Here is a 12,071-nt window from a genome sequence, read left to right on the forward strand (position 1 = left end):
GCCGTCGAGGCCTCGCTGCGGCGCCTCGGCACCGACCACATCGACATCTATCAGTTCCACCACATCGACCGGCTCACCCCGTTCGAGGAGATCTGGCAGGCCATCGACGTCCTCGTCCAGCAGGGCAAGATCCTCTACGCCGGCTCCTCCAACTTCCCCGGCTACAAGATCGCCCAGGCCAACGAGACCGCCGCCCGCCACGGCCGCCTCGGCCTCGTCAGCGAACAGTGCCTCTACAACCTCGCCGAACGCCGCGCCGAGATGGAGGTCATCCCCGCCGCACAGGAGTACGGCCTCGGCGTCATCCCCTGGTCCCCGCTCCACCAGGGCCTGCTGGGCGGCGCGCTGCGCAAGGAGCGGGAGGGCAGCGGCGCCCGCACCCGCGGCGGCCGGTCCGCCACGGGCCTCGCCGACCCGGCGGTGCGGGCCCAGGTGGAGGCGTACGAGAAGGTCGTGGCCGAACATGGCCTGGAGCCCGGCGAGGTGGCCCTGGCCTGGCTCCTGACCCGGCCGGGCGTGACCGGTCCGATCGTGGGCCCGCGCACCGCCGACCAGCTGGCGTCGGGCGTGCGCGCCGGCGAACTCGTCCTGCCGGACACCCTGTTGGAGTCGCTCGACGAGATCTTCCCGGGCCCCGGACCGGCCCCCGAGGCGTTCGCCTGGTGACCGGCCGGGGCCACGGCCCCCTGACCCGGGGACGGATCAGCGGCGCGCGGCGGGCACCTGCCGCGCGCCGCGGGAGCGGTAGACGATGTAGGGGCGGGCCAGATAGCCGAGCGGCGCGGTGAAGGCGTGCACCAGTCGGCTGAAGGGCCACAGGGCGAACAGGGTCATGCCCAGCAGGGCGTGGATCTGGTAGGCGAGCGGCGCGTGCGCCATGGCGGGCACGTCCGGGTCGAGGGCGAACAGCGAGCGGAACCACACGGAGACCCCGAGGCGGTAGTCGTACGCGTGCGGGCGCACCGTGGTGGCCGTGGCGACGAGACCCGCCAGGATCACGCAGCACAGGACCGGATGGACCGCCCGGTCACTGCGGCTGGTCGCGGCGCGCACGGCGGGCACGCTCAGCCGCCGGTGGAGCAGGATCGCGAGCCCGGCCAGCGTGGCCAGGCCCGCGGTGCCGCCCACGAGCAGGGCGTTGGCGTGGTACAGCCACTCGTGGACGTGGAGGCGTTCGGTGAACGACTCGGGCACGAGCAGGCCCATGGCGTGCCCGGCGACCACGAAGAGCAGGCCGTAGTGGAACAGCGGGCCGCCGACGCGCAGCAGCCGGTGCTCGTGCAGCTGGCTGGAGCGGGTGGTGAAGCCGAACCGGTCGTAGCGGTAGCGCCAGGCGGTGCCGGTGACCAGGACGGCCACGACCAGATAGGGCAGGACGCCCCACAGGGCGATGCGCAGGTGGTTCACCGGGACGTCTCCTTGGCATGCGGGGCGTCGGGAGCGCGTTGCGGGTACGGGAGGAGGCCGACCGCCTCGGCGGGCGGGCCGGTGCGGGCGAGCCGCAGGGCCGCCTCGCGGGTGGCGGGGCCGGAGCCGGGCAGGGTGTCGCAGACGGCCTGGAGGACGTCGGTGTAGGGGCTGCGGTGCGCGGCGAGGGCGAAGCGCAGCAGTTCCAGGGCGGGCCGGTGGTCGGCGAGCAGCCGGGTCCCGGTGTCCGGGGTGCGCGCGGCGAACTCCAGCATGAGGGGCAGGAAGTCGGGCAGCTCGTCCTCGGGCGGCTGCCAGCCGTGGTCGCGGTAGAGGGCCTTGAGCCCGGCGAGCGTCGCGCCGCGCCTGCGGGTGTCGCCGTCGGTGTAGTACGTGAGGTAGAGGCACCGGCGGCGGCTGCGGTCGAAGGTCGCGACGTACCGGGCGGCCAGCGCGAGCGGCTCGGTCCCCGCGACCTGCTCGCAGAACCGCAGGAGCAGGCCGGTCTCGGGGCCGGGGACGGTGCGCAGCGTGGTGTGGACGGTGTGCAGCCGGTCGGGCCAGTGGTGGTCGGGGTAGCCGAGCAGCAGGGCGGCGGCCTGGTGGACGACGGGTCGGCTCATCGGGCGGTGCCGCCCTCGCCCTGCGGGAACAGTCCGTCGGGGCGGCCGCGGCCGTTCCAGTTCAGGAGGTTGATCCGGCCGCGCAGCGAGGCGCCTTCGTGCTCGGGTTCCCGTGAGCCGGGCAGCGGGGCGTGGAAGGCGTCCGCGTCGTACATGCCGGGTCCGCCGTGCCCGTCCAGGCTGCAACCGGCGTCGGGGTCGGCCTCGTGCGGGGAGACGGTGTAGCCGGTGGGGATGACATAGCGCTCGTCGTACTTGGCCAGGGCGAGGAGCCGGTACATGGCCTCGATGGATGCGGTGTCCAGGCCGACGGCGCGGGCGATGGCAGGGTCCCGTTCCTCCCCGAGGTTGACGCGGCGCATGTGGGAGCGCATCGCGGCGAGACGGCACAGCGCGGCCTCGACCGGTGCCGGGTCGCCCGCGGTGAACAGCTCGGCGAGATAGCCGACGGGGATGCGCAGGGAGTCGATGGCGGCGAACAGCTTGGCCGGGTCCTCGCCGTCGTGCCCGGTGGCGGTGAGGGTCTCGACGACCGGGGACAGGGGCGGGATGTACCAGACCATGGGCATGGTGCGGTACTCCGGATGCAGCGGGAGCGCCACCTTGTACGTGCTGATCAGGGCGTGTACCGGGGAGCGGCGCGCGGCGGTGATCCAGTCGTGCGGGATGCCGGCGGCCTCGGCCGCGGCGACGACGTCCGGGTCCTCGGGGTCGAGGAAGCAGTCCAGCTGCGCCTGGTAGAGGCCCTGTTCGTCCTCGGTGGCGGCGGCCTCGCCGACCTTGTCGGCGTCGTAGAGGATGACACCGAGGTAGCGCAGCCGCCCGACGCAGGTCTCGGAGCACACCGTGGGCTGCCCGGCCTCGATGCGCGGGTAGCACAGCGTGCACTTCTCGGCCTTGCCGGTGCGGTGGTTGAAGTAGACCTTCTTGTACGGGCAGCCGCTCACGCACATCCGCCAGCCGCGGCAGCGGTCCTGGTCGACGAGGACGATGCCGTCCTCCACGCGCTTGTACAGGGCGCCGGAGGGGCACACGGCCACGCAGGACGGGTTCAGGCAGTGCTCGCAGATGCGGGGCAGATAGAACATGAACGCCTGCTCGTACTCCAGGCGCACCTGTTCGTTCATCTTCCGCAGCACCGGGTCGCCCGCGAGGTGCTCGGGGCCGCCGCCGAGGTCGTCGTCCCAGTTGGGGCCCCAGGTGATCGCGGTGGGCTCGCCGTCGATCAGGGAGCGGGGCGGCGCGGTGGGCACGTCGTCGCCGAGCGGCGCGTTGACCAGGTTCTCGTAGTCGTACGTCCACGGTTCGTAGTAGTCGTCCAGTGCGGGCAGTTCGGGGTTGGCGAAGAGGCGGGCCAGGCGGCGGGCCCGGCCACCGCCGCGCGGCACGAGCCGGCCGCGCTTGAGCCGCCAGCCGCCCTGCCACTTGTCCTGGTCCTCGTAGCCGCGCGGGTAGCCCTGACCGGGCCGGGTCTCGACGTTGTTGAACCACGCGTACTCGGTGCCCGAGCGGTTGGTCCAGGTCTGTTTGCAGGTGACGGAACAGGTGTGGCAGCCGATGCACTTGTCGAGGTTCATCACCATCGCGACCTGCGCCATGCAGCGTCCGATGGTGGTCTTGCCACGGGGCATGTCAGTTCTCCACCCTTCTCATAGGACACGGCCTGGGCGCGACGCCGGATGACGGTGACCGCGTCGCGCTGGTTGCCGGTGGGGCCGTAGTAGTTGGGGGCGAAGGAGAGCTGGGCGTGGCCGCCGATCAGATGGGTCGGCTTGATCAGCAGCCGTGTCAGCGCGTTGTGGACGCCGCCGCGCCGCCCGGTGGCCTCGGACTTGGGCACGTTCACCAGGCGTTCCTGCACGTGGTACATGAACACGGTGCCGACCGGCATGCGGTGCGAGACGACCGCGCGGGCCACCACCACTCCGTTGGCGTTCTGCGCCTCGATCCAGTCGTTGTCCGCGACGCCGATCGCCTCGGCGTCGGCGACGCCGAGCCAGATCACCGGGCCGCCGCGCGCCAGGGTCTGCATCAGCAGGTTCTCCTGGTACTCGGAGTGGATGGACCACTTGGAGTGCGGCGTGAGGTAGCGCACCGTCACGGAGCGCCCGCCGTCGTCCCCCGGCGGCCGTTCCCCGAGCATGTCCAGGCCCAGGGGCGGCCGGTAGAGCGGGAGTTGTTCGCCGTACTCGGCGATCCACTCGTGGTCGAGGTAGAAGTGCTGGCGGCCGGTGAGCGTGTGCCAGGGCTTGAAGTGCTCCGTGTTGATCGTGAAGGGCGCGTAGCGGCGGTCCGGGCCCTCCTTGCCCGACCACTCGAAGCTGGCCCCGACCTGTACCGGGCGGGCCTGTGTGTCGGAGAACTCCACGCGCCGCTCGGCCACCGACGCGCCGAGTTCCGCGAGTCCGGTGTCGATGCCGCAGCGCTCGGCGAGCCGCTCGAAGCCCTCCGCGGCCAGGCGGCCGTTGGTGGTGCCCGACAGGGCCAGGATCGCCTCGCAGAGTTTGACGTCCGTGTCGAGCAGCGGGCGGCCGCGCACCGGTCCGCGGTCGGCCGTCCCGCACCGGGCGGTGAGCCGGGCGACCTCGGGCCGGGGGCGGACGGTCACGCCCTTGACCGTGATCCCCTGTTCCTCGACCAAGGGGCCGAGGGCGGCGATCCGGTCGCCGATGGCGGTGTAGTCCCGTTCCACGACGGTGAACTGCGGCCCGGTGGGCCCGTCCGGCGGTGCCTCGCCGGGGGTGTCGTGCTGCAGGGCGGTGGCGACCAGGTCGTGGGCGACATCGAGGCGGCCCACGGCGAGGCGGCCGACCTCGGCGGCGAGGCCGTGGAAGATCTCGAAGTCGGTGCGGGCCTGCCAGGGCGGGCTGATCGCCGGGGAGAAGGCGTGCACATAGGGGTGCATGTCCGTGCTGGACAGGTCGTGCTTCTCGTACCAGGTGGCCGCGGGCAGCACGAGGTCGGCGTACAACGTCGTGGACGTCATGCGGAAGTCCAGCGCGAGCAGCAGGTCGAGCTTGCCGCGGGGGGCCTCGTCCCGCCAGGTCACGTCCCTCGGCCGGACCTCCGGCGGTGCCTCCTCCGCGCTCGCGTTGTCGGACGCGCCCAAGAGGTGCCGCAGGAAGAACTCGTTGCCCTTGGCGGACGAGCCGATGAGGTTGGCCCGCCACACGGTGAGCACGCGCGGCCAGTTGACCGGGGCGTCCGGGTCCTCGCAGGCGTACGAGAGCCGCCCCGCGTCGCGCTCCGCGGCCACCCAGTCCGCCGGGTCGGCGCCGGACTCGTGCAGGCGCCGCCCCAGTTCCAGCGGGTTGGCGGCGAACGTCGGGGCGGCGGGCATCCAGCCCTGCCGGACGGAGCGCGCGATCAGGTCGGCGGTGTGCAGTCCGCTCAGGGAGCCCGGCGCGGTGGGCGAGGCCAGGGCGTCGGCGGTGGACTTCTCGTAGCGCCACTGGTCGGTGTGCTGGTACCAGTACGGGGTCCCGGCCATCTGGCGCGAGGGGCGCACCCAGTCCGACGCCGTCGCCGTCTGCTGCCACCCGGCGTACGGACGGACCTTCTCCTGCCCCACGTAGTGCGCCCAGCCGCCGCCGTTGACGCCCTGGCAGCCGGTGAGCAGCAGCAGGGACAGGAACGAGCGGTAGATGGTGTCCGAATGGAACCAGTGGTTGGTGCCCGCGCCCATCACGATCATGCAGCGGCCGCGGGTCTGCTCCGCGGTCCTCGCGAACTCCCGTGCCGCGCGCACCACCGCGCTCGCGGACACCGAGGTGATCGCCTCCTGCCAGGCGGGGGTGCAGGGCGTGCTCGCGTCGTCGTACGAGGTGGGCCACTGCCCTTGGAGTCCCTCGCGCCCGACGCCGTACTGGGCCAGCATCAGATCGAAGACGGTGGTCACCAGGCGGTCGCCGACGCGCAGGGCCGGCACCTCGCGCCGCAGTGTCGCGCCCTCCTCGTCGAAGCGGGGCAGCACCACCGTGGCGGTCGTCGTCCCGGGCCTGCCGTACAGGGTGAGCAGCGGCTCGATGTCGCCGAGGTCGAGGTTCCAGCGGCCCTCGCCGGACTTGCCCCACCGGTCGCCCAGGGTGCCGTTGGGCACGACGGGCCGCTCGGTGGCCGCGTCGTAGAGGACCGGCATCCAGCGGCGGGCGTCGGGGTCGGCCTCCGGGGCGAGGTCCAGGTCGCGTGCGGTGACGAACGCGCCGGGGGTGTGCGCGCCGGTCCCGTCGGCCGGGTCCTTCCTGGTCACGCCCGTCATGCGCGCGTCCAGGCCGACGAGGAACGGCAGGTCGGTGTACCGCTGGACGTAGTCGGTGAAGTACGGGACCCGCCGCTCGACGAAGCACTCGCGCAGGATGACGTGGCCCATGGCCATGGCGAGCGCGCCGTCGGTGCCGGGGTGCGGGTGCAGCCACTCGTCGGCGAACTTCGTCGCGTCCGCGTAGTCGGGCGAGACGACGACCACCTTCTGGCCGCGGTAGCGGGCCTCGGCCATCCAGTGCGCGTCGGGGGTCCGGGTCACCGGCACGTTCGAGCCCCACAGCATCAGATACGCCGCGTCCCACCAGTCGCCGGACTCGGGCACGTCGGTCTGGTCGCCGAAGACCTGCGGGGAGGCGATCGGCAGATCCGCGTACCAGTCGTAGAACGACAGCATCGGAGCGCCGATCAGGGCGTGGAAGCGGGCGCCGACCGCGTGGGAGGCCATCGACATCGCGGGGATCGGCGAGAACCCGGCGATCCGGTCGGGGCCGTACGCGCTCAGGGTGTGCACATGGGCGGCCGCCGCGATCTCCAGGGCCTCGTCCCAGCCGATGCGCACCAACCCGCCCTTGCCGCGGGCCGCCTGGTAGCGGCGCCGCTTCTCGGGGTCGCCGGTGATGTCGGCCCACGCGGCGACGGGATCGCCGCCCAGGCGGCGCTTGGCGTCACGGAACATCTCGACCAGCACCCCGCGCGCGTGCGGATAGCGCACCCGGGTCGGCGAGTACGTGTACCAGGAGAACGAGGCTCCGCGCGGGCAGCCGCGCGGCTCGTAGTCCGGCCGGTCGGGGCCCGCCGAGGGGTAGTCGGTCGCCTGGGTCTCCCAGGTGATCAGTCCGTCCTTGACGTACACCTGCCATGAACAGGAGCCCGTGCAGTTCACTCCGTGGGTGGAGCGCACCACCTTGTCGTGCGCCCAACGCTCCCTGTACGGCTGGTCGTTGACCTGCTGGTCGGTGCGGAAGACCGCCCGCCCCTCGGGCGTGGTCGGCGCCCTTCTCAGCAACTGCCCGGCCGCGAAGAGACGTTCGGCCGCCTCTGTCGCGACCTGTTCCGCCTTGGCCCTGCCACGTCCCACGCCAACGACTCCCCTCAGGGGTCGGCGCGCCGGAACGTTCTTCTCCGGCGCGCGTCTCTCGACGAACGTGGGACAGACTCCTCCTGAGGCGTCCGCGATGTGGACCACTTTCTGGCCAGTTTGGTGTACCTAGAACATATTTTTCCGGTGCTTTGCCAAGGTTCAGACCAACGCTGTCCGACGGACGAAGGGGCACGTCGGGCGGCATGATCGGCAGGCATAGTCGCCCGGCATCGAGAGGAGTGACGACTCTTGGCACCGATCCACGTGACGACATGGGACGACACCGGCGGACAGGGGCCGGCGGCCGTCTTCGTGCACAACATCTTCAGCTGGGGCAGCGACGCGGCGTACGGGTTCGCGGCCCAGCGGCCGTTGGCCGAGAGCCATCGTCTGCTCCTGGTGGACCGACGGGGATACGGCCGCAGTCCCGACACCGAGCGGGGCGACTTCGAGACCGACGCCGAGGACGTCGTCGGCGTGCTCGGCGACCTCGCGGCCCCGTCCCGCGCCGGCGGGGACGGCGGTGCGGACGGCGGCGAGGACGGCACGGGCCGCGGCGCGGGCGGCGCCCACCTGGTCGGACACGGCAACGGCGGGGTGATCGCGATGCTGGCCGCCGCCCGCCGGCCCGATCTCGTGCGCTCCTTGACGCTGATCCAGCCCTCCGCGTTCACGGCCGCCGCCGAACACCCCACCATCGCCGCCCTGTTGAGCAGAGTGGCGGAATCGGCACCCGAGGTTCCGGCCGCACCGGGCGAACAGGAAGTGCGGGAGTTCCTGCGCGCCTCCACCGAGGGCATCGGGCTGCCCGCGCCGGAGCCGACGGCGGACCGGCTGCGGGCGGTGGCCACCTCGATGCGGGAGCGGCCCATTTGGGAGGCCCGCATCCCCCTGGAGCCCCTGCGGGCGGCCCCCTGGCCGATGTCGGTGATCTGCGGGACCTGGGAGGACTCCCCCGAGCTGTACCGCACGTATGTCGGCGACCCGCTGATCGCCTGCGCCGAGACCCTCACCGACGTCCTCGCCGCCCGCCTGGTGCGCGTCCCCGGTTTCTATCCCCATACGCAGGAGCCCGGCGCCGTCAACGCGGAGCTGCGGCGGAACTGGCGGGCGGCGGAGGGCCGTTGACGGAAGGCGGCGCCGGCCCGGCGCGCGGGGTCAGCCGCGCGCCAGGACCGCGTCCACCGTCTCGTCGAGGGTGAGCGCCGAGCTGTCGTACCACTCCCCCTCGCCCGCCAGCTCGGCGCGCAGCGCCTCGTCCAGGAACGACCAGTCCACCGGCAGGACCTTGTCGCGCGCGGCGAGCCGCCCCGAGACGACCTGCACCGACGGCGCGAGCACGATCAGGCGCAGCGGCAGGTCCTTCAGGTGCTCGCGGTAGAACTCCAGGTGCGCGCGGCGCACGACCACGTCGTCGATGACCGGCACGACGCCGCCGGCATGGAAGCTGCGGGCGAGGACCGACGCGTTGCGGGCGCGCAGCAGCAGCTGGCGGTCCGCCTCCTCGTCGCCCTCCGGTGTGGGCAGACGACCGCCCGAGACGATGAGGTCCTGGAGGTGGTCGCCCTCGATGTGCGCGCCCCGGGGGAAGCGACGGGCCAGGCCCGCCGACACCGAGCTCTTGCCGGACCCCGGGATGCCGACGACGAGAAAGACGTGGGGGGCGGGTTCGACGTCGACGACCTGGCCCTCGAAGAAGGTTTCCGGCACGGTTCCTCTGCTCCCTCGGATCTTTGGCTGCGGCACGCAGCACCCTAGTGCCGCCCCCGCGGCGGATCACCGGGTTTTCCGTCGGCCCGCCCGGTACCGGATCAGATGCGATTGCAATCGCTTGCGAACGGAATCACCCCAGCTGCTCCACAGAATCATCACCAAGATCTTTACCCAACGGTTGAGCGCTGGACCAACTCCCTGCTCAGGGGCTTTTATTACTCATTCTTTGGCAGATTTTTGCTCTGTCACGGAAGGTTAATGCGATGGCAAAGTGAGAGTCACGACAGCCGCTCAGGCTGTTCCCGGGGCAACGGGCGCCCGCAGCGCCGCGGACCGACCCGCCCCACCGTCACCATCGACCCGACCACACCGCGTCCCGGCTGACGCCGCAGCGACGCAGGAGGCAGGCCACCTTGAAGTCACTGATCGACAACGCCCGTTCGTTCGCCGCGAACCACGTGGCGGATCCCCGCAACGCCGAGGCCTTCCAGGCCCTGGGCGCCGGGCAGTCGCCCGAAGCCCTGTTCGTCACGTGCTCCGACTCACGCGTCGTCCCGGCCCTCATCACCGGAGCGCGTCCCGGCGAGCTCTTCGAACTCCGCACGGCGGGCAACGTCGTACCGCCCTACCCCACCGAAGGCCCCATAGGCCGTCCCGGCCACCCCATGAGCGAGGCGGCCACCATCGAGTACGCGGTGTGCGTGCTCGGCGTCCGCGACATCGTCGTCTGCGGGCACTCGCACTGCGGCGCGGTGGGCGCCGTCGTGCGCCAGGAAGACCTGTCGGCCGTCCCGGCGGTACGCGACTGGCTCGACCACTCCGTCGCCGCCGACGCCCCGCTGCGCACCCTCACGCCGACGTCGGACGACGTGGCCGAGGCCGTGCAGACCCATGTGCTCGCCCAACTGGAGAGGTTGCGCGGCTACCCCTGCGTGCGGGAGCGCACCGACGACGGTTCGCTCACGCTGCACGGCTGGTACTACGAGGTGCACACCGGCACCGTTTCCGCCCACCGCCCGTCGCAGGACGGCCGGCCGGCGTTCGGTCCGCTGTGAGAGCCGCCGCGTTCCCTCACCCGGCCCGCTCCCACGACAGGACTCCCCACCCTCATGTCCTCTTCCTCCCCCCTCTTCACCCCCTTCCGCGAGCTGCGTGAACCCGGCGTCCTGCGCCGGGACGTCCTCGCCTCGCTCGTCGTGTTCCTGGTCGCCCTGCCGCTGTGCGTCGGCGTGGCGGTCGCCTCCGGCGTACCGGCCGAACTGGGCCTGGTCACCGGCATCGTCGGCGGTCTGATCGTCGGCATCCTGCCCGGCAGCGCCCTTCAGGTCAGCGGTCCCGCGGCCGGACTGACCGTCCTCGTCTTCGAGGCCGTACGCGAGTTCGGGCTCGGCATGCTCGGCGCGATCGTGCTGCTCACCGGCGCCCTGCAGATAGCCCTCGGGCTGCTGCGCTGCGGCAGATGGTTCCGGGCGATATCCGTGTCCGTCGTGCAGGGCATGCTCGCGGGCATCGGACTCGTCCTCATCTTCGGCCAGCTGTACACCATGGCCGGGGCGCAACAGCCGCAGTCCGGTATCGACAAGATCGCCGGCCTGCCGGGTCTCCTCGCCGACACCCTGCAGTCCACCACGGCGCTGACCGCCGCGGCCGTCGGACTCGGCACCATCGCCGTGCTCGTGCTGTGGCCCAAGCTGCCCGCCGCCGCGCGTGTGGTGCCGGCCCCGCTCGCCGCGGTCGCCCTCGCCACCGCCGTGACCGCCGGGCTGCGCCTGGACGTGGCGAACGTGACGGTGCGCGGTCTGGTCGACTCGATCCAGCCGCCGGGCCTCGGCGATCTGGCGGACCTCGGCAGTGTGGCGGTGCTCGGCACCGTCCTGGCGTTCACGCTCATCGCGTCCGCCGAATCGCTGTTCAGCGCGGCGGCCGTGGACCGGATGCACGACGGGCCGCGCACGCACTACGACAAGGAGCTCGTCGCCCAGGGCGTCGGCAACACCGTGTGCGGTGTGCTCGGGGCGCTGCCGATGACGGCGGTCATCGTCCGCAGCTCCGCCAACGTCCAGGCCGGTGCGCGCACCCCGCTCTCGCGCGTCCTGCACGGCGTCTGGCTGCTCCTGTTCGCCGTGCTCCTGCCGGCCGCGCTCGGCATCATCCCGCTGGCGGCGCTCGCCGGTGTCCTGGTGCACGCGGGCTGCAAGCTGATCCCCTTCAAGGAGATCGTCCCGCTGGCCCGCGCCCACCGCGGCGAGGCCATCATCCTCGCGGTCACGGCGATCGCCATCGTGGTGACCAACATGTTCGAGGGCGTGGTCCTCGGTCTGGTCCTCGCGGTCGTCAAGTCCGCCTGGGAGACCTCCCACGTGCAGGTGGACGTCACCGAGCTGACCGACGGCCGGTTCGTCGTCACGCTCACCGGGAACGCCACGTTCCTGCGGCTGCCCCGCATCCTCGAAACCCTGGAGGCCCTGCCCAAGGACCGGCCCATCGAGCTGGACCTGACGGCCGTGCGCCATCTGGACCACGCCTGCCGCACGACGCTCGAGAACTGGGCGTTGCGGCACAACGACTCCGGTACCGAAGCGGTACGCATGAAGACGCTTCCGGTGGCCGGTGCCGGTGCCGACGAGCCCGCGAAGGCGCGGGCCAGGCACTGAGTGACACGCAAGTTCCGTTTGTCCACCACCCGATGACAATGGAGGTTTCACCATGGAGAAGCTCATCAAGCGCATGACCGAAGAGTCCGTGTGGCAGAAGTGGGTGGCCGCCAACTCCGCGCAGGGCGCCAAGGACGGCTGCATCAGCGCCACGCCGAAGAGCGGCTGCATCAGCGCGGCCGGCAAGTCGGGCTGTATCTCCTGAGCCCCGGCCGGCGGCGTCCCGTGGGCGCCGCCGGCCGCATCTCCTGAGCCACTGACGGGCCGCGGGGCGGCCGCCCGGCAGCCGTCCCTGTCGCGGCGGCCGCCCCGCACCCGTCACTCCCCCGC

The 12,071-nt window shown here is 72.2% G+C and carries 10 protein-coding genes; 5 read left to right on the plus strand and 5 right to left on the minus strand.

The annotated features are described in order from the left end of the window. Window positions 1-666, plus strand: a 666-nt coding sequence (locus tag AOK22_RS00815; protein ID WP_055696562.1) for an aldo/keto reductase, incomplete at its 5' end; no start/stop codon positions are given. A gap of 36 nt (window positions 667-702) precedes the next feature. Here the strand turns inward: AOK22_RS00815 and narI are convergent. From narI to AOK22_RS00835, 4 genes are read right to left on the minus strand one after another with little or no spacing between them, the layout of a single operon-like run. Then, window positions 703-1,407: a respiratory nitrate reductase subunit gamma gene (gene narI / locus AOK22_RS00820; RefSeq protein WP_055696563.1), complete on the minus strand. Its 705-nt coding sequence runs from the start codon at window positions 1,405-1,407 to the stop codon at window positions 703-705. Continuing rightward, entirely contained in the window at window positions 1,404-2,030 is a 627-nt protein-coding gene (gene narJ / locus AOK22_RS00825; RefSeq protein WP_055696564.1) for a nitrate reductase molybdenum cofactor assembly chaperone, read from the minus strand. Before narJ ends, narI begins: the two co-directional genes overlap by 4 nt. Further along, window positions 2,027-3,661: a nitrate reductase subunit beta gene (gene narH, locus AOK22_RS00830; protein WP_055696565.1), complete on the minus strand. Its 1,635-nt coding sequence runs from the start codon at window positions 3,659-3,661 to the stop codon at window positions 2,027-2,029. The genes narJ and narH overlap by 4 nt, the downstream gene beginning before the upstream one ends. Continuing rightward, entirely contained in the window at window positions 3,607-7,371 is a 3,765-nt protein-coding gene (locus AOK22_RS00835; protein ID WP_079036242.1) for a nitrate reductase subunit alpha, read from the minus strand. The genes narH and AOK22_RS00835 overlap by 55 nt, the downstream gene beginning before the upstream one ends. Before the next feature lie 252 nt (window positions 7,372-7,623). Between AOK22_RS00835 and AOK22_RS00840 the strand changes: the two genes are divergently transcribed. Continuing rightward, window positions 7,624-8,502, plus strand: a complete 879-nt coding sequence (locus AOK22_RS00840) for an alpha/beta fold hydrolase (RefSeq protein WP_055696566.1) — start codon at window positions 7,624-7,626, stop codon at window positions 8,500-8,502. A gap of 30 nt (window positions 8,503-8,532) precedes the next feature. Here the strand turns inward: AOK22_RS00840 and AOK22_RS00845 are convergent, their stop codons facing one another. Next, window positions 8,533-9,084 (minus strand): AAA family ATPase, encoded by a 552-nt coding sequence (locus tag AOK22_RS00845; protein WP_055696567.1) that lies wholly within the window; start codon window positions 9,082-9,084, stop codon window positions 8,533-8,535. A gap of 416 nt (window positions 9,085-9,500) precedes the next feature. Here AOK22_RS00845 and AOK22_RS00850 point away from each other — a divergent pair, with 416 nt between their 5' ends. Genes AOK22_RS00850 through AOK22_RS41775 form a run of 3 tightly spaced genes read left to right on the plus strand, consistent with a single transcriptional unit; the run spans window position 9,501 to window position 11,946 of the window. Next, on the plus strand, window positions 9,501-10,142 hold the full coding sequence (locus AOK22_RS00850; RefSeq protein ID WP_055696568.1) for a carbonic anhydrase: 642 nt from the start codon (window positions 9,501-9,503) through the stop codon (window positions 10,140-10,142). Window positions 10,143-10,196: 54 nt separating this feature from the next. Continuing rightward, window positions 10,197-11,741 (plus strand): SulP family inorganic anion transporter, encoded by a 1,545-nt coding sequence (locus AOK22_RS00855; RefSeq protein WP_055696569.1) that lies wholly within the window; start codon window positions 10,197-10,199, stop codon window positions 11,739-11,741. A gap of 52 nt (window positions 11,742-11,793) precedes the next feature. Beyond that, entirely contained in the window at window positions 11,794-11,946 is a 153-nt protein-coding gene (locus AOK22_RS41775; protein WP_167357817.1) for a hypothetical protein, read from the plus strand. Window positions 11,947-12,071: the final 125 nt, after the last annotated feature.

It is taken from the genome of Streptomyces silaceus, assembly GCF_001419745.1.
GTDB lineage: Bacteria > Actinomycetota > Actinomycetes > Streptomycetales > Streptomycetaceae > Streptomyces > Streptomyces silaceus.

Coding starts and splice junctions, on each gene's coding strand:
- narH (WP_055696565.1), bottom strand. CDS start 3,661: ATGCCCCGTGGCAAGACCACCATCGGACGCTGCATGGCGCAGGTCGCG.
- AOK22_RS00855 (WP_055696569.1), top strand. CDS start 10,197: ATGTCCTCTTCCTCCCCCCTCTTCACCCCCTTCCGCGAGCTGCGTGAA.
- AOK22_RS41775 (WP_167357817.1), top strand. CDS start 11,794: ATGGAGAAGCTCATCAAGCGCATGACCGAAGAGTCCGTGTGGCAGAAG.
- narJ (WP_055696564.1), bottom strand. CDS start 2,030: ATGAGCCGACCCGTCGTCCACCAGGCCGCCGCCCTGCTGCTCGGCTAC.